Annotated in this window: 16 protein-coding genes and 1 riboswitch; of the genes, 8 read left to right on the plus strand and 8 right to left on the minus strand. The window is 63.6% G+C overall.

What is annotated here, in order from left to right; genetic code table 11:
- Positions 1 to 25: 25 nt before the first annotated feature.
- From BLU35_RS23200 to BLU35_RS23215, 4 genes are all read right to left on the minus strand, one after another.
- Entirely contained in the window at positions 26 to 994 is a 969-nt protein-coding gene (locus tag BLU35_RS23200) for a FecCD family ABC transporter permease (protein WP_286161591.1), read from the minus strand.
- Positions 995 to 1,096: 102 nt separating this feature from the next.
- A complete protein-coding gene (locus BLU35_RS23205) occupies positions 1,097 to 2,050 on the minus strand; it encodes an ABC transporter substrate-binding protein (protein WP_093234648.1) in 954 nt (317 codons plus the stop codon).
- A complete protein-coding gene (locus BLU35_RS23210) occupies positions 2,047 to 2,853 on the minus strand; it encodes an ABC transporter ATP-binding protein (RefSeq protein WP_093234649.1) in 807 nt (268 codons plus the stop codon). The genes BLU35_RS23205 and BLU35_RS23210 overlap by 4 nt, the downstream gene beginning before the upstream one ends.
- Before the next feature lie 76 nt (positions 2,854 to 2,929).
- Positions 2,930 to 3,343, minus strand: a complete 414-nt coding sequence (locus tag BLU35_RS23215) for a DUF1636 family protein (RefSeq protein ID WP_093234650.1) — start codon at positions 3,341 to 3,343, stop codon at positions 2,930 to 2,932.
- A 105-nt stretch (positions 3,344 to 3,448) separates the two neighbouring features.
- Positions 3,449 to 3,664: riboswitch (cobalamin riboswitch) on the minus strand.
- Between the two features lie 215 nt (positions 3,665 to 3,879).
- On the opposite strand from BLU35_RS23215, the gene BLU35_RS23220 reads away from it, so the two are divergent.
- The 4 genes from BLU35_RS23220 (at position 3,880) to aspT (BLU35_RS23240) (ending at position 10,043) form a co-directional block, all read left to right on the plus strand.
- A complete protein-coding gene (locus BLU35_RS23220) occupies positions 3,880 to 4,173 on the plus strand; it encodes a DUF1330 domain-containing protein (RefSeq protein ID WP_057254033.1) in 294 nt (97 codons plus the stop codon).
- A 520-nt stretch (positions 4,174 to 4,693) separates the two neighbouring features.
- Positions 4,694 to 6,382 carry an aspartate-alanine antiporter gene (gene aspT / locus BLU35_RS23225; protein WP_286161592.1) on the plus strand — a complete coding sequence of 563 codons (1,689 nt, stop codon included), beginning with the start codon at positions 4,694 to 4,696 and terminating at the stop codon, positions 6,380 to 6,382.
- A 60-nt stretch (positions 6,383 to 6,442) separates the two neighbouring features.
- On the plus strand, positions 6,443 to 8,095 hold the full coding sequence (locus tag BLU35_RS23230; protein WP_093234651.1) for a bifunctional aspartate transaminase/aspartate 4-decarboxylase: 1,653 nt from the start codon (positions 6,443 to 6,445) through the stop codon (positions 8,093 to 8,095).
- Between the two features lie 268 nt (positions 8,096 to 8,363).
- Positions 8,364 to 10,043, plus strand: a complete 1,680-nt coding sequence (gene aspT / locus BLU35_RS23240) for an aspartate-alanine antiporter (protein WP_093234652.1) — start codon at positions 8,364 to 8,366, stop codon at positions 10,041 to 10,043.
- An 81-nt stretch (positions 10,044 to 10,124) separates the two neighbouring features.
- Here aspT (BLU35_RS23240) and BLU35_RS23245 read toward each other — a convergent pair whose 3' ends face one another.
- Positions 10,125 to 11,900, minus strand: coding sequence for an SLC13 family permease (locus BLU35_RS23245; protein WP_093234653.1), 1,776 nt, complete (start codon positions 11,898 to 11,900; stop codon positions 10,125 to 10,127).
- A 461-nt stretch (positions 11,901 to 12,361) separates the two neighbouring features.
- Here BLU35_RS23245 and BLU35_RS23250 point away from each other — a divergent pair, with 461 nt between their 5' ends.
- Positions 12,362 to 12,658, plus strand: a complete 297-nt coding sequence (locus BLU35_RS23250; RefSeq protein WP_057254026.1) for a hypothetical protein — start codon at positions 12,362 to 12,364, stop codon at positions 12,656 to 12,658.
- A 17-nt stretch (positions 12,659 to 12,675) separates the two neighbouring features.
- Here the strand turns inward: BLU35_RS23250 and BLU35_RS23255 are convergent, their stop codons facing one another.
- Positions 12,676 to 13,599 carry a LysR substrate-binding domain-containing protein gene (locus tag BLU35_RS23255; RefSeq protein ID WP_162730506.1) on the minus strand — a complete coding sequence of 308 codons (924 nt, stop codon included), beginning with the start codon at positions 13,597 to 13,599 and terminating at the stop codon, positions 12,676 to 12,678.
- A 126-nt stretch (positions 13,600 to 13,725) separates the two neighbouring features.
- Between BLU35_RS23255 and BLU35_RS23260 the strand changes: the two genes are divergently transcribed.
- Genes BLU35_RS23260 through BLU35_RS23270 form a run of 3 tightly spaced genes read left to right on the plus strand, consistent with a single transcriptional unit; the run spans position 13,726 to position 15,666 of the window.
- Positions 13,726 to 14,118, plus strand: coding sequence for a RidA family protein (locus BLU35_RS23260; protein ID WP_093234655.1), 393 nt, complete (start codon positions 13,726 to 13,728; stop codon positions 14,116 to 14,118).
- A gap of 41 nt (positions 14,119 to 14,159) precedes the next feature.
- Positions 14,160 to 14,552: a RidA family protein gene (locus BLU35_RS23265; RefSeq protein WP_093234656.1), complete on the plus strand. Its 393-nt coding sequence runs from the start codon at positions 14,160 to 14,162 to the stop codon at positions 14,550 to 14,552.
- A 1-nt stretch (position 14,553) separates the two neighbouring features.
- Positions 14,554 to 15,666: an NADH:flavin oxidoreductase gene (locus tag BLU35_RS23270; RefSeq protein WP_093234657.1), complete on the plus strand. Its 1,113-nt coding sequence runs from the start codon at positions 14,554 to 14,556 to the stop codon at positions 15,664 to 15,666.
- Between the two features lie 79 nt (positions 15,667 to 15,745).
- Here BLU35_RS23270 and BLU35_RS23275 read toward each other — a convergent pair whose 3' ends face one another.
- Together BLU35_RS23275 and BLU35_RS23280 are read right to left on the minus strand one after the other, a co-directional pair.
- Positions 15,746 to 16,711, minus strand: a complete 966-nt coding sequence (locus tag BLU35_RS23275; RefSeq protein WP_093234658.1) for an MBL fold metallo-hydrolase — start codon at positions 16,709 to 16,711, stop codon at positions 15,746 to 15,748.
- A 73-nt stretch (positions 16,712 to 16,784) separates the two neighbouring features.
- Positions 16,785 to 17,576: alpha/beta fold hydrolase (locus BLU35_RS23280; RefSeq protein ID WP_093234659.1), on the minus strand; the 792-nt coding region annotated here is incomplete at its 5' end.

Here is a 17,576-nt window from a genome sequence, read left to right on the forward strand (position 1 = left end):
TGCATGCCCAATGTCGATACACGCCTTACGCGCGCCGCGTGAGGATGGCAACAAAGGCGATGCCGCCGACAATGCCGGTAACGACGCCGATCGGCATGTCCTCCGGCGCCATGATGACGCGGGCGACGAGGTCGGCCATGATCAGCGTCAAGGCGCCAAAGAAGGCCGAGAGCGGGATCACCCGCACATTGTCGCTGCCAGCGAAAAGCCGCACGAAGTGCGGCACCATCAGCCCGACGAAGCCGATCGCTCCGGAAAAGGCCACCATGACCCCGGTCAGGAGCGCAGTGACGACGAAGAGCGTCAGACGGAAGCGGCGCACGGGAATGCCGAGCGTCATCGCCGTCTCGTCGCCCATGGCAAGCGCGTTGATCTCCCGCGACCGGACGACCAGCCAGCCGAGCGAGACTGACAGCACGAGCGCCGGATAGATGAGATGCGGCCATTGCGCCAGGCCAAGGCCTCCGAGCATCCAGAAGATCACCGTGTGCGTCGCCCGCGGATCCCCCAGGAAGATCATGAGATTGCCGATCGACGTCAGCACGAAGGCGACGGCGACGCCGGCAAGCACCAGGCGATCGGCACTGGTGCCTAGAGCGCGGGAAACGAAGGCGACCAGTACGGTTGCCAGCAGCGCGCCGCCAAAGGCAAAGAGCGGCACCGTGAGAAGACCGAGGATCATTCCGGTGTGGAGCAGTGCGACAATCGCCCCGAGCGCGCCACCCGAGGAGACGCCAAGCAGATGCGGATCGGCAAGCGGATTGCGCGTGACCGATTGCAGCACCGCACCCGTCAGCGCCAATCCGGCGCCGACAAGCCCCGCCAGCATGACCCGCGGCAGGCGCACGTCCCAGACGATGCTTTCACGCCCCGCCGACCAGAAGGCCTCGACGCTGCCGGGCGCGAGCTTGCTTGCGACGATCGACCAGACGGTGGCTACCGGAATCGGCGCCGAGCCGAGCGAAACGCCCGCGGTCACGGTCAGGAGAAGCAAGAGCAGCGCCGCTAACACCCCGACCCCGCTGCGGAGCGCCCGAACGGGAACAACCCGCGAAACGGCAGCGGGACCAGGCGACGTATCCTCAGCCAGCATCGGTTACAGGCCTTCGCCGTGAAAGACCTTGGCGAGCCGGGCGATGGCGTCGATGTTGCGCGGCCCCGGCGTCGCCTCGACATAATCGAGCACCACGAAGCGGTCGTTCCTGACCGCATCGATATTGGCGAAGGCCGGATTGTTCTTCATGAAGGCGATCTTGTCCTCGGCTTTCACCTCGCCGTAGTTGACGATCACCACGACCTCCGGATTGCGATCGATCACCGGCTCCCAGGAGACCTCCACCCAGCTCTTGTCGACGTCGTCCATGATGTTGGCGCCGCCGGCCGCCTCGATCATCGCCGTCGGGATGCCGAAGCGGCCGGATGTGAAGGGCTTTTCCTCGCCGGAATCATAGACGAAGACGCGCGTCGGCTTTTCGCGGCCGGCATTTGCCTCGGTGATCGCGGCCAGTTGGCGGCGGTAGCCGTCGACCAGCGCCTCGGCGCGATCCTCGACCCCGAAGATGCGGCCGAGGTTGAGGAGATCGACGAACATGTCGTCCATCGTAGGCTTTTCCCTGGCAATGACATGGATGCAGGATTCGGTCAGTTCGTATACGCCGATCTTGAACGGCGCCAAGGTCTCGGGCGTCACCTCGCCGCCGACCTTCATGCCGTAGTTCCAGCCGGCGAAGAAGAAATCGGCGTCGGCGTTGAGGAGCACTTCCTTGGTCGGATATTTTTCCGCAAGCTCCGGCAGTTCCTTCACACCTTCGCGCAGCTTTTCATCCAGCGTCTTCCAGCCGGAAACGCCGGTGTAGCCGACCATGTGGTCCTGCAGTTTCAGCGCCAGCATCATCTCGACCAGATTGACGTCGCTGGCGATCGCCCGCTTCGGCGCGGCATCGAAGGTCACCTCGCGGTTGCAGCTCTTGACGGTGACCGGATAGGCGAGCGCCGGCACAGCAGTGGCGATGAGAAACAGGAAGGCAGAGGAGGCAATGTTGATCTTCATGAAATGGATCCCTGTCGAGGAAGTGAAAAGGAGAAACGGGCGGTGCCGGCAACGGCGGTGCTGTGGGCGGTGGCGGTGACACCGAAGGCGGAGGACAGCGCCCGCGGGCTCAGCACCGCGTCGGGTGTGCCAAAGGCGGTGAGCCGCCCCGCCGTCACGATCGCCACGTCAGTCGCGAATTCGGCGGCGAGATTGATGTCGTGCAGCGTCGATACGATCGTCAGCTTCAACGTCTGCAACAGCTCGAGGATTTCGAGCTGGTGGCGGATGTCGAGATGGTTGGTCGGCTCATCAAGGATGATGATGCGCGGCTCCTGGGCAAGCGCCCGGGCAATCAGCACCCGCTGCTTCTCGCCGCCCGAGAGCGTCGAGAACTGGCGGCCGGCGAGATGGGCGAGATCGAGATGGGAGAGCGCATGCTGCACGCGCTCGCGGTCGGTGTCCGTCCAGCCGTTGAGCCCCTCCCGCCGCGGGATGCGGCCCATCATCACCACGTCGCGCACGCTGAAGGGAAAATCGCCGGGCATTTCCTGAAGCACGACGGCGATCGTTTTCGCCGCTTCGCGCGCCGAAATCGACCACAGGTCGACGCCGTCGACCTCGATGCGGCCCGCATTCGGCTGCACCGCCCGGTAAAGGCAGCGTAAGAGCGAGGTCTTGCCGGCCCCGTTCGGCCCGAGGATCGCAAGCCGGCTGCCCGCCTCGATCGCGAAGTCCATGTCGTCGACCAGGGTCAGCCCCGGGCGCGGCCCCCAGCAAAGCCCCTTAACGCGAAGGGCGGCTCCTGTTGCGGTGCAGGTCATGGTCTGATCCCTTCCCGGCAGCGCCACGCGTCCATCCCCGACGCACCAAACGCGCTTGAGCGCATGCGTGTCGCGCTCATTGGAAATGGCCCGCAACGTCTTCGGAGACGAGCATGGCCGCCGGGATGCGGGCGAGCGTCTTGCCCTTCAGCCCGCGCGGCCGTTCGGCAGCCCGCGTCATGCCGTCGCCGCGCTCCACATAGGTGGCGGCAAAGCGGACGAGATCGTCGATGTCCGCTTCCGGCGAAATGTCACCAAAGAGATAGGTCGCCTTGCCCGTCGCCTGGAAGGCGATGGTGCAGGGGCGCGTGCATGCCGCCATGCAGACCGTGCCGGCAATCGAGAAATCACGATCGAGCGGCGCGCCGAGGGCGGCGATGCTGCGGTTGAGACGCTTTATTAGCTCGGCGCCCGGCATGCAGGGGCCGCCGGTAAAGCGGCAATCGGTGCAGACCGTTATCTTATGCTGTCGGGAAGTCGGCTCAGCCATTTTCTCTCTCCGCCGGACTGACGGCAAGAGATGGCGAAGCCGCAGGATGACGGAAAACCGTCGCGCGAAAGCCAGTTCTTTTCCATCGGAACACCCCGTCCGTTGTGGTTGATCGGTTCGATGGCAGGTCTCCTGGCTCGCGGGTCGCGGCGCATCCACGTCTTCCCGGCCTTTGGCCAGTGACATGGTGTGAATGCGCTGTCCGCTCACAGTTGCGGGGGCAGCCACGGTTTCGGTCCCGTCAGGGTCGTCCGTTCCGTGTTCCCTTTTCAGCCGCCTCCGCATTGTCGCGGACGCAGCACCATCGCGCTCTTCCTCGCATGAATCGGCAGCGGATACAACCGATGGGGTCGGGCGGCCGGGATCTATCAACATGCGGCGTTTCGTCATGTACTGACTGTTATAAAATAACATAACAACAATCAACAAGGTAATGATCCTAAGTCACCCTGCCGGCCGCCGCGGGCGAGAGTCTCGCCTGACGGCGACGACCGGCGTATCCTTGCTCCTTGGCTTGTCGGGAAAGGAGCTCTGCCATGGCTGCCTATTTGATCGCCGATGTCGATATCACCGATGCAGCGACCTTCGAGGAATACAAAAGAGAGGTGCCGGCGACGGAGGCCCGCTATGGCGGGCGCTATCTCGGCCGCGGTGGCGCAACCCGGGTGCTTGAAGGCGACTGGGAACCGCACCGGCTCGTCATCCTCGAGTTCCCGGACATGCAAGCCTTGCTCTCCTGGTACCAATCGCCGGAGTATCAGCGCCTGAAGACGATCCGTGAGCGCTGTGCCAGGACACGGATCATAGCACTCGAAGGCGTCGCCATCTGAAGCGGAGCGCAAGACTGGCCGCAATTGCCGGCCTTGCTCGTGAAACGAACGGATGAGCGCGCCCGTCACTTCAAGCTTCGCGGCGCGCGGATGAAGCAACTGCGGGGCATGTGCTCCGGGTCCATCGACATGCGGCGTTTCGTCATGTCCATCCGTTATGCGATAACATAAAAATACAACGCCAGAGTTGAATAGCCGGCGAAATCCGCCGTGGTGGGACCGTGTACCTTCATCGGGGCCGGCGCGCCGCCACCCTCTCGAACTTGCCTTCGCACGACCGCCCGGCCCGACGCTTTCGGACCGGTGCCGCGCAGCGCTCATCAGCCCCCACTGCGCGCAAAAGCCGGAAATTTAACGTACGTTACGCTCACGTAACCCCAAGGCCGTTGAGAAAATCAGCAGCCGAAGCGACAATTGCCAAAGCTAGGATTGGGCATCGACAAGCCACCGATAAAATCAACTTAGCCGCGCAGGTCCCGAAATGAAGTGATGGCAACGCAACTTTCTAAAGGGGATGGCAGTGAATCCAATTGACTTCTTCGTCGAGACGCTTCGGACCTATCCTCCGGTCGCTGTCTTCCTCGCCCTCGGCATCGGTTTCCTGATCGGACCCATCAAGGTCGCGGGGTTCAATCTCGGAAACGTCACCGCCACGCTCCTGGCGGGCGTCCTCATCGGGCAGCTGGGCATCCAGGTTTCCGGTGATCTGAAGTCCACCTTGTTCCTGATCTTCCTGTTCGCCGTCGGCTACGGTGTCGGCCCGCAATTCGTGCGCGGCTTGAGCACCGATGGGCCGAAGCAGATTGCCTTTGCGCTGTCTGTCCTGGTGCTGTGCCTCATCGTTCCCTATCTCTGCGCGCTGATCGCCGGGCTTCCGCTTGGCTACGGCGCCGGCATGTATGCCGGGTCGCAGACGATCTCGGCTGCGATCGGCGTTGCCACGGACCAGATCAATTCGCTCGGGCTGACGCCGGAGCAGGCCAAGACCTTTGCCGACCAGATTCCGATTGCCTATGCGGTCACCTACATCTGGGGCACGATCGGCTCTGCCATCATCCTCGCCCAGCTTGGCCCAAAACTTCTCGGCATCGATCTTCCGGCGGCCTGCAAGGAGTATGAGGCCAAGCTCGGCGGCGGCACCGAGAGCAGCGAACCCGGCATCACCCGCGCCTATCATGATTTCGGCCTTCGGGCCTATCGGATCGACGAAGCAAGCGGGCTAACCGGAACGCCGGTCAAGAACCTGCTTCCCGGCATTCGCGTCTTCGTCGAGCGCCTGCGAAGAGGCGATCAGATCATCGAAGCGGATGGCAACACCGTGCTGCAGCCGGGCGACGTCGTCGCCTTCTCGGGCAGGCGCGCCCTGCTCGTCGAAAACCTGGACAGCAAGCTGACGGAGGTCGAGGACAAGGAACTTCTGAACGCGGAGGCCGAGATCGTCGACGTCTACGTGACCAGCAAGGCGCTGGCCGGAAAGACACTCGCCGAAGTCAGCACGATGGATTGGGCGCGCGGCGTCTATGCCCGCAAGATCGTGCGCTCGCTGGTCGAGATCCCGGTCCTTCCCGGCACGACCGTCGAGCGTGGCGACATCGTCACCATCGGCGGCGCCAGGAGGCACGTCGAAGCGGCGATCAAGGCTCTCGGCTTTGCCGATCGCCCGGTCGAAACCACCGACATCGCCTTCCTCGGCTGGGGTCTGTTCATCGGCGCGATGATCGGGGCGCTGACGATAACGATCGGCGGTATTCCGATCGGGCTATCCACGTCAGGCGGCGCCCTGCTTGCCGGTCTCGTGCTCGGCTGGCTGCGCACCACCTACCCCGCCTTCGGCCGCATCCCGTCGCCGGCGCTGTGGCTGTTGAACACGCTCGGCCTCAACATCTTCATCGCCGTGGTCGGTATCGGCGCCGGACCGGGCTTCGTCGCAGGCCTCCAGGAGGTTGGCATTTCGCTGTTCATCTGGGGAGTCGTTGCAACCTCCATCCCGATGATCGCCTCGGTGCTCATCGGCCACTTTGTCTTCAAGTTCCACCCGGCGATCCTGTTTGGCGCCTGCGCCGGCGTCAGAACCACGACGGCCGCACTCGGCATGATCCAGGAGGCGGCCAAGAGCAAGGTGCCGGCACTCGGCTACGGCATGCCCTACGCCATCGGCAACACGCTGCTCACCATCTTCGGCCTCGTCATCGTCATCATGCTTGCCTGAGGCGGGCAGGCAGAACCGAGACCATTGTTCCAATTTCATAGATCACAGGGAGTGTGGATCATGTTGGACAGAAAATTCTACGACAGCATTTCCGATCTCAGCCCATTCGAGATCAAGGACGAACTGATCAAGCTCGCCAAGACGAGCTCGCAGAAATCCGCCAAGGCCTTCCTCAATGCCGGCCGCGGCAACCCGAACTGGACGGCAACGCGGGCCCGCGAAGCCTTCTTCCTGCTCGGCCAGTTCGCCCTGACGGAGGCGAAACGCGCCTACTACGATCCGAAGGCGGGTGTCGCCGGCATGCCGCCCCAGGACGGAGCGCATGCACGGTTCCAGAAGTGGATCAAGAAACAGCTTCAAAGCACGGAAACCGTGGACGAGGACGACGAAGGCATCCCGGCCGCCAAGACCCTTGGTGACGCCGTCACCTATGCCATCAACACCTTCGGCTTCGACCCGGATGGATTCGTGCACGAGCTGACCGACTCGATCATCGGCGACAACTATCCGGTCCCCGATCGGGCGCTGCATCACAACGAGATCATCACCCACGAATATCTGATGTGGGCGATGTGCGCCGGCCACCGGCCAAGCGTGAAATTCGACCTCTACCCGGTCGAAGGCGGCACCGCCGCCATGTGCTACATCTTCAAGGCCTTGAAGAACGCCCGCATCCTCAACGCCGGCGACACGATCGCGCTCGGAACGCCGATCTTCACGCCCTATCTCGAGATGCCGCAGCTCGAGGACTACACACTGAAGACCATCAATGTCAGCGCCGAGCAGGAAGACCGCTTCCAGTTCACCGACGATGACATCAAGGCGCTGGAGAACCCCGAGGTGAAGGCGCTGTTCCTGGTCAACCCCGGCAACCCGTCCGCCGTCGCGATGGATCCGGATTCGATCAAGCGCCTTGTCGATCTCGTAAACAACAAGCGACCCGATCTGATCATCCTTACCGATGACGTCTACGGCACCTTCGTCCCGGGGTTCCAGTCATTGCTCGGCCATCTGCCGCGCAACACCATCGGCGTCTATTCCTATTCGAAGTACTTCGGCTGCACCGGCTGGCGCCTCGGCGTGGTGGCCGTTGCCCAGGACAATATCTTCGACGAGAGGATCAAGGCGCATCCCGAGCCGATCCAAAAGCTTCTGGAAAAGCGCTACAAGGCGATGACGCCGAAGCCGCGCGAGGTGAAGTTCATCGACCGCATCGTCGCCGACAGCCGCGACGTGGCGCTGAACCACACCGCCGGCCTGTCGCTTCCCCAGCAGGTGATGATGTCGCTCTTCAGCCTGGTCGAGCTGATGGATGTCGAGAAGGCCTACCAGAAGGCCTGCATCGCCATCTGCACGAAGCGGTTCTGGAACCTCGTAAACGGCATGGGCGTCGAGTCCAACCCGGGCATCTATTTCGACCACTACTACGGCATCATCGATTTCGAGTTCTGGCTGCGCAAATATGTCGGGCAGGATGTTGTCGAATGGGTGAAGGACAACATCCATCCGCTCGACATTCCCTTCCGACTGGCCGAGGACCACGGCATCGTTCTCTTGAACGGCTCCGGCTTCGACGCGCCAAACTGGTCGGCGCGCGTTTCCTTCGCCAACCTCAATGACGACGCCTATTCGCAGATCGGCCGTGCCGTGCGCTCCGTGGCGCGTGGCTACGTGCAGACCTACCAGGCGGCCAAGGGCCTGAAGATCAGCTAGCCGAGCAAAGCGGCCGGCAAACCCGTCGGCCGCCTCCCCCTGCAGCGCCGCGCGTCCAATTAGACGCGCAACGGTCGCTGTAGCATTTTCGAATGCTGCATGTTTTGTCCTTCAAGCGGCGACGATTGAAGGACACATGCAGAAGGGCGTGAGCAGACGCCCTGTTACCCAGCCACCCCGGATTTTCCGGCAGGGTCCTGCCGGCAAGTGAGCAGCGCATCATCAGGCTGAAGGCGCCCCTTCGGCATGGAGTTGGGAGTAAAGCGGCGTGATCGATCACCTGTTCGGCATCCTCAGAGCGCATCCGGAGCTCGCCCTCTTCCTCGCGCTCGGCATCGGCTACGCCGTCGGCAAGATCACCATCTTCGGCGTGACCATCGGCGCCGTTACCGGCTGCCTGCTGGCGGGCGTGCTGATCGGACAGACGGGCGCCGTGTTGTCGAACGACGTGAAGCAGGCGTTCTTCCTGCTGTTCCTCTTCGCCATCGGCTACCGCACCGGCCCGCAATTCTTCCAGAGCCTCAATGCCGATGCCCTGCCCCAGATCGCCGTCACGGTGACGCTCTGCGTCGCGGCGCTCGCGGCGGCGATCCTTCTTTCGATCCTGTTCGGTTTCGATCTCGGCACGGCCGCAGGCGTCCTTGCGGGCGGGGCAACGGAATCGGCGACCGTCGGCGTCGCCATCGACACCTTCCGCAAGACGGCGCCAACACCCGAAGCCGTCACCCAATTCGAATCCGCCGTGGCCACCGGCTTTGCCGTCGCCTATCTCGTCGGCGTCGTCACCGCGATCCTCGTCCAGTCGCAGCTCGCACCGCGCATGTTCGGCCGCAGCCTGAAGGAAGCCTGCGCCGAGCTCGAAGCCGAACTCAACATCGCCCCGGAGAACAGCGGCGATACCGCCCGCCGCGAGATCGAAGCGCGCGCCTTTGAGATCGCCGATAATCTGGTCGGCCTGACCGTGGCGGAAGCGGAGGCGCGAGTCCCTGAGCATCAGAAGGCCTATATCGAGCAGATTCGCAGGGGCAATGAGATCATCTCCCCCGCCCCGCAAGAGCGACTGCAGGCCGGGGACATCATTGCGGTCGCCGGGCTTCGCGGTTTCCTGGTGGAATATGCCAGCCGGATCGGCACCGAGATCGATGACCGCGAGCTTCTCGACATTCCGGTCGAAATTCTCGACGTGGTGGTGACCAACAAGGACGTCGCCGGCAAACGCCTTTGGCAGCTCAAGCAGCAGCCCGAGACGCGCTCGGTCTTCCTGCGCGGCATCCTGCGCGCCGGCCAGCCGATCCCGATTTTCCCCGGGCTGACAATCCGCCGGGGTGACGTGATGTCGATCGCCGGTGCCAGGCGCCATGTGGAGGATGTCGCTGCCCGGCTCGGCTATGCGGATCGCAAGACGACGGCGACCGACATGGTCTATGTCGGCGTCTTCATCTTCCTCGGCGGCCTCATCGGCATACCCGCGCTGAAACTCGGAGCGCTCGAAATCGGCCTCGGCGTTGCGGTCGGCGTGCTGATCGCCGGTCTCGTCGCCGGCTGGCTGCGCTCGGTCAGGCGCACGTTCGGCTTCGTGCCGGAGGCAACCCTCTGGTTCTTCGACAGCGTCGGGCTCTGCGCCTTCATCGCCTGCGTCGGCATCTCGGCCGGCCCGAGCTTCGTCACGGGCCTCGTTCAGTCCGGTCCGGCGCTCGTGATCGCCAGTCTGCTGATCTGCCTGATTTCGCACCTCGCAGCACTTGCGCTTGGCCGTTGGGTCTTCCGCATGAACGAAGGCGTGCTCGCCGGCACCTGCTGCGGCGCCGGAACCTCGGCGCCGGCGCTCGCCGCGGTGCAGGAGGCTGCCGGCAGCCAGGTGCCAACCCTCGGCTACGGCCTTGGCTATGCGATCGGCAACGTGCTCCTGGCGCTCTGGGGGGCTGTGCTTGTCACGGTTCTTGGGTAGCGTCTAAACCGCCGACGTCAGCATGCCGTGCCGGCCGATTGCTGCGTCATGCACGGAGCGGCCTGACGTCAGGTCAGGAAACTACCGCAGAGGCCAGACCACCATCAGCGTCGGTATGCTGACGATAACGATCACGAGCGAGAGCGGCAGGCCGAGGCGCGGATAGTCGCTGAACCGGTAGCCGCCCGGCCCCATGACCAGTGTGTTGCACTGGTGGCCGATCGGCGTCAGGAAATCGCAGCCGGCGCCGATGGCGGTCGCCATCAGGAAGGCTTCCGGCCGATAGCCGAGCGCGTCGGCGAAGCTCGCGGCGATCGGCGCCATGACCAGCACGGTCGCGGCGTTGTTGAGGAACGGTGTGACCGCCATTGCCGCAAGCAGGATGATGGTCAACGCGCCTGCCGGCGGCAAGCCGGCGGCAACCGTACCGAGCCACCCGGCAATGACTTCCGTCCCCCCGGTCGTGCGCAGGGAATCGCTGACCGGGATCAGTGCCGCCAGCATCACGAGGATCGGCCCGTCGACGGAACGGTAGAGGTCGCGCAGCGGAATGATGCGGAAGATGACCATGGCAAGGGCCGCTGCGAAAAAGGCGATCGGCACCGGCACGAGGCCGACTGCCGTCGAGCCCATGGCGGCGGCCAGGACCAGAAGCGGCAACGGCGCTTTGCGCGTGGTGCCGAGCAGGATCTCGCGCTGCGCGAGCGGCAGGCAGCCGAAGTCCTGCAGAAAAGACGTCAATTCGCGCCGCGCGCCTTGCAACACAATGACGTCGCCGGCGCGCAGACGAATGCTGCCGAGCCGCTGCTTCAGCCTTTCGCCCTGGCGACTGACGGCGAGCAGGTTGATATTGTGGGTGTTGAACAGCGCCAGGCGCTGCGCCGACATGCCTTCGATCGGCGAACCGCTGCCGACGACCGCCTCCACCGCCTCGATTTCGGACCCTGCCTTCTCGCGGCTACCCGGCGAGCGGTCTCCGGCGATCTTCAGCTTGGCCTGCGAGACAATACGATCGAGCGCCCCCGGCCCGCCTTCAAGCAGCAGGATGTCGTCGGCTTCAAGCGTGATGTCGGGCAGCGGCGCCAGATGTAGGCCGCGGCGGAAAATGGCGATGACGACGGCACCGCCATCGCCGAGCTTGACCAGAGCGCTGAGCGACTTGCCGATCGCGGGAGATCCGGCAGCAACGACGGCCTCCGACGTATAGTCGGTAATCTCGATCGCCGAATGAACCGAAACTTGGCTGCTGGTCCGTTGCGGCACGAGCTTGTAGGCAAAGAGCAGGAAGATGCAGCCGACCAGCGCCAGCGTCGCACCGACCGGCGTGAAGTCGAACATCGTGAAACTCTCGCCGGTCAGTTCCTGGCGGACGCGCGAGACGACGATATTCGGCGAGGTGCCGACCTGCGTCATCAGCCCGCCGATCAGCGAACCAAAGGCCATCGGCATCAGGAAGACCGAAGGCTGGACATTCGACCGCCGGGCAAACTGGAAGGCGACCGGCAGCATGATAGCCAGCGCCCCGATGTTCTTGATGAAGGCGGAAAGCACCGTCACCGTGATGACCAGCAGCGCAAGCTGGGCCCGGACGGACGAGATATTGGGCAGGAACCGCTGGATCGCCGCATCCACCACGCCTGAGCGCGCCACGCCGGCGCTGACGATCAAGGCACTGCCGACGATGATGACGATGTCGTCGCTGAAGCCATCGAAGGCATGGTCGTAAGGCACGATGCCGACGGCCACCGCCAGCATCAGCGCCGAACAGGCGATCACGTCGTACCGGAAGCGCCCCCAGATGAAGAAAACCATCATGGCGCCGATGACGATAAACGCGAGAGACTGTTCGGCGGTCATGCAATACCCGGGTTCGGCGAAAGGACTGGGCGGGACGGAACGTGCAGTTGGCGCAAGGCCGAAACGCGCGATCCGCCGGAACGTTCACGAGAGAAGTAACGCATCTTTCTCCGCACCGGAATCCGGCTCAGCGACAAATCTGGGTACGAAGGCGAAATTCTCCAGCGACCGCAAGGCACTCACGCGACGTTGCCGACTTGGAAAATACCTTTGCCGCCCTACACTTTAGCAAAGGGTGTTGGAGCGCCGTGGCCGCCGCTTTTGCCGCCAGTGCCAGCGGACCATCTGATTCCTCCACCGCGTCGCCCCAGGCTTGCCCAGATAATTGCGAGCCCTTGGATTTGCATCAGGAAATTGTACAATAGATCAAAGTGTTGCAGCGCGTTCCGTAGTCCATTTGAAGGCGAGGAACCTGACTGCGCCTCCCCTACCTAGCGCACCCGTAACCGAGGATCGCCGACATGAAAAACGCCCTTGCCGCCCTCTCCGTCGTTCTACTTCTGAGCGGCTGTACCGCAAGCGGCGGCTCAAGCTATTACGGCTATTCGTCGAACCTCGAGCCGATCCCCGGCAGCATCACCTATGGCGGCCAGCCGCGCACCAAGCTCACCAAGTCGCCTGTCGGCAGCATCGTGCCGCACCAGTTTATCGACCAGTACGGCCGCAAGGTCTACGAAACCTATATCATCGAGCCGGACCGGTCGTTGCGCCTCACCAGCCGGCGCTGGCAGCCGGATGATATTTTCGATTTTGACTGACGCACTTCGTGGGGCGACTACGGGAGGGAGCGGCAGTCGCCGCTGCCGAATTGTGCGATCACCCAATCGCGCAACAACTGCGTCGCCGGTCGATCTGCCATCCGTGGGCTATAGACGAGATCGTAGCGGTCGCTTTCGAGCGTCACAGGAAAAGGCTGGACGAGAATGCCCGAGGCGAGTTCCTCGGCAACCAGCGTCAGGCTCAAAAGGCCGATGCCCTGCCCGGCCACGGCGGCCTGAACGGCATGGATTTCATCGGTAAACGACAGGCCCGCGTTCGCATCGACATCTGCGATGCCAGCCCGCTCCAGCCATTGCCGCCAGACCGGCGCACGCGGCTCGTCTCGGCGCGCCACACCCCAATCGAAATGAATGAGCGTTGAGCGTTTGAGATCCGCAGCACTTGCCGGCACCAGTCGCGGCGCGCAGACCGGGGCGAAACGATCGGCAAAGAGCGGCTCGGTTATGAGACCCGGGTAGTGTCCGCCACCGAGACGGATTGCGGCGTCCGCGTCCGCCTCCAGGTCGATCGTCCGGTTGGAAGCGTCGAGCCTCAGCGTCCAGTCCGGATAGGCTTCGCGAAACGAGCCGGCGAGCGGTGCCAGACGCTTGGCGACGAAGGCGACGGTGGAGGTCAGCCGCGCGACCTTGCTCCCCTGCTGGCGGCGCACGTCGGCAATCGCCTGCTCGAAGCGATCGAGACCATCGCGCAGCACCGGAAACAGCGCCTTGCCGGCAGCCGTCAGATGCACCTGTCGCGTCTCGCGCTCGAAGAGTTTGACCTCCAGTATCACCTCCAGCTGCCGGATCTGGTGGCTGACGGCGGTCGCCGAAACGTTCAGCTCTTCCGCCGCATGCTTGAAGCTCAGCCGGCGGGCGGCCGCTTCGAAGACCCGCAAGGCGCCGAGCGGCGGCAGCTTTCTCATCGCATCCCCATGGATGAATTCAACTAATCTATCAACTGAGAAATCACTCTTTGTCAGCCTGCTATCTCCTCAGCATATTGAGTTCAACAGCCAAGGCAACAGCGCCAAGCTGAGAAAAACTCAAGTATGAAAGGACAAAGCATGTCTCTCGAACAGGTCATCACCAAGCCGGATCCCTACGCGCCCTTCCTGCTTTCCCAGGCGATCAAGGCCAATGGCTTCGTCTTCGTCTCAGGCCAGGCGGCGATCGGTGACGACGGCGAACTCGTCGGCATCGGCGACTTCGACCGCCAGGCCGAACAGGCTTTCCACAACCTCGACCGGGCCTTGAGGGCCGCCGGATCCGGCCTCGACAAGATCGTCAAGGTTACAATCTTCCTGCGCTCCATGGAGAATTTCGCAAAGATCATCGAACTCCGTCGCAAGTGGTTTTCGGCACCCTACCCCGCCGACAGCATCATCGAGGTCTCCTCGCTCTACTCGCCTGACGCGCTGATCGAGATCGAGGCGATCGCGCTCGCCGCAGGCCGTTGAGATGAGCGCCGGAAATCGTTCCGGTATCGAAAGGACATTCCATGCATCTTGAACAGGTCGTCACCACGCCGGATCCCTACGCGCCGTTCCTGCTCTCCCAGGCAATCAAGGCCCATGGCTTCGTCTTCGTCTCTGGCCAGGCGGCAATCGGTGCCGACGGCGAAATCGTCGGCATTGGCGATTTCGACCGCCAGGCCGACCAGGCTTTTCACAATCTCGACCGCGCCTTGAAGGCGGCGGGCTCCGGGCTCGACAAGGTCGTCAAGACCACGATCTTCCTGCGTTCCATCGAGAACGCGGGAACGATGGTCGAGCTCCGCCGCAAGTGGCTTTCGGCACCCTACCCGGCTGAGAGCATGATCGAGGTTTCTTCTCTCTATTCACCCGATGCACTGATCGAGATCGAAGCGATCGCGCTTGACGGAGACCGCTGACATGAACGCGCCACAGATCCTCCCATCTCCCGTTTTCACTGGCATCACCCGCAAGGGGCTCGATTTCAGCAACCGCCTGTCGGTCGCGCCGATGACCCGCATCAGCGCTTCGGCCGCGGGCGTTCCAGGCGAACGCATGCAGCACTACTACGAACGCTTCGCCCGAGGCGGCTTCAGCCTGATCACGACCGAAGGCATCTACACCGACAAGGCCTATTCCCAGACCTACAGGGACCAGCCCGGCCTGACCGACAGGGAACAGGCGGCTGCCTGGCGAAAGATCGTCGACGCGGTCCATGCCGCCGGCGGGCGCATCTTCGCACAGTTGATGCACGGCGGCGCATTGGCACAGGGCAACCCCTACCGCCCGGATACGGTAGGCCCCTCGGCCATACGTCCGAAGGGCACCCAGATGACCGGCTACCATGGCGACGGCCCCTATCCTTTGCCGCGCGAGATCAGCGAGGGCGAGATTGCCGAAGCGATCGAGGGCTTTGCCAATGCCGCTCGCCTGGCAATCGAGGTCGCCGGCTTCGACGGCATCGAGATCCACGGCGCCAACGGCTACCTGCTCGACCAGTTCTTCACCGACTTCTCGAACCGGCGGACAGATGGCTGGGGCGGCGATATCGTGCAGCGGCTCGGCCTGTCGCTCGAGGTTCTGAGGGCGGTGCGCGCGGCGATCGGCCCCAACATCCCGCTCGGCCTGCGCCTCTCCCAGGGCAAGGTCAACGACTTCAGGCACAAATGGGCCGAGCGCGAACAGGGGGCAGCGCGCGTGTTCGAGACGCTGGCCGAAAGTCCGGCCGACTTCGTTCACGTGACCGAGTTCGAAGCCTGGAAGCCGGCCTTCGAGGGTGGCGACGCCTCGCTCGTGGCGCTTGCCCATCGCCATGCGCCACGCCTGTTCCTCATCGCCAATGGCAGCCTGCACGATCTCGCACGCGCAGAGGAGGTGATGGAAGCCGGAGCCGACATGATCGCGCTTGGCCGCGGCGCGCTTGTCAATCCCGACTGGCCGCGGCTGACAGTCGAACGCAACGATCTTCGCCCGTTCGACCTGCCGTTCCTCGCGCCGATCAGCGACATCAAGGACAGCGAACTCGCTCTCTGAGAAAGAAAGGACCGACGGGCGCTTGAGAAGGCGCCCGTCGGTTGCGTCGCTCGCGCTCGTTGAAGACTGCTCTCCGCGGTTACGAGGCCGCGACGAAACGATAGGCTGAGCCGTTCCGCTCGGCGCGCCCGATCCCCGGATAGGCCCAGTGATAGCCAAGCAACGCCAGCCGCTCCGATGCCGCCCTGTCGATCAGGGCCTTGCGGTTCTTCAAGGCCAGTTCCGCATCCGTGTCGAAGCCGAAATGCCAGTCGGGATGTTCGAAAAAGACGACATTGCTGGTCACCGCATCGCCCGTTATCACCATGCCCTCATGCCCGGCGCCGTCGCCACCGGCAAGCTGAAGCGAGATGTGGCCGGGCGTATGGCCGCGCGTATCGATCACCTGCATGCCGCTGACGATCTCGTCGCCGGGCTTGACCAGGGTCAGACGATCTTGCACCGCGAAAAGATCGCGCTGCGCGCCCTTGGCAAAGCCATGCAACGCCTGCGGCATGGTCTTTTCGAAGTTCGGATCGGTCCAGAACTCCCACTCGGCCTCCGATACGAAATACTGCGCGTTCGGAAAGGTCAATTTGCCATCGGCACCAAGGGTCCCTCCGGCATGATCGGGATGCGCGTGGGTCAGCACCACCTTCGTGACCTCACCCGGATCGATGCCGGCAGCCAGCAGATTGGCGCGCAGCTTGCCGGCGCTTTCCTGGAAGTGGTTGCCCGAACCGTCGTCGACCACGATGACATCACCGCCGGTGCGGATAACAGGGATATTGGTATGAAATGGCGCGCGTTCCGGTGTGCCGCCGAGCCGACGCATGATGTCCGGCCGCTCCTCCGCCGTCGCATCCGGCAGCACGATGCCCACCGGCAGCATGATGAAGCCGTCGCTGACGACGGAAATGTCGAAACTGCCGTGCTGAAGGCGATGGACGTCGGCGGCGTAGACACCTTTCGGCAGGAGGGCGGAAGCGGCAATCGCGCTGGATCCGGCAAGGAATTCGCGGCGATCGGGGCCGGATGCGTCGGTGGGAGTACGGGAAGAGGTCATCGTTCTGGTCCTTGGCTGAAGCGTTTGGCGAAGGGTGCCGGTGCGCTCCGTGGGCCGCACCGGCGAGCAGGCGTTAAGCCTTGGCGAAGGCGAGCAGGTCGGCGTTGAGCTGATCCTTGTGTGTGTCGGTGATGCCGTGCGGCGCGCCGGCATAGACCTTGAGCTCGGCATGCGGCACCAGCGTCTTCGAAGCTCTGGCGGCCGCATCGATCGGCACGATCTGGTCGTCGTCGCCATGGATGATCAGCGTCGGCACGTCGAACTTCTTCAGGTCCTCGCTAAAGTCTGTCTGCGAGAAGGCGACGATCGAGTCATAGGTGTTCTTGTGCCCGCCCATCATGCCCTGCAACCAGAAGCTGTCGATCATGCCCTGAGAGGCGACCGCACCCGGGCGGTTGAAACCGAAAAACGGACCCGAGGCGATATCGCGGTAGAGCTTCGAGCGATCCTTCAGACTTGCCGCCTGCAGCCCGTCGAACACCGCCTTCGGCAGGCCGCCGGGGTTCTTGTCGGTCTTGACCATCAGCGGCGGCACCGCCGAGATCAAACCGGCCTTGGCGACACGGCCCGTGCCGTGCCGACCGATATAGCGGCTGATCTCGCCGCCGCCGGTGGAAAAGCCGGCAAGAAAGATGCCCTTCAGATCGAGCGCGTTGATCAGATCGGCAAGGTCGTCGGCGTAGTGATCCATGTCGTTGCCGTCCCAGGGCTGCGACGAGCGCCCATGGCCGCGGCGGTCATGGGTGATGACGCGGAAGCCATTGGCGGCGAGGTGGAAGGCCTGCGCTTCCCAGCTGTCCGACGACAGCGGCCAGCCGTGGCTGAGCACGACGACCGGGCCATCCTTTGGACCCCAGTCCTTGTA

Origin of the sequence: Sinorhizobium sp. NFACC03, from assembly GCF_900103435.1 — a bacterium.
Taxonomy (GTDB): Bacteria; Pseudomonadota; Alphaproteobacteria; order Rhizobiales; family Rhizobiaceae; genus Ensifer.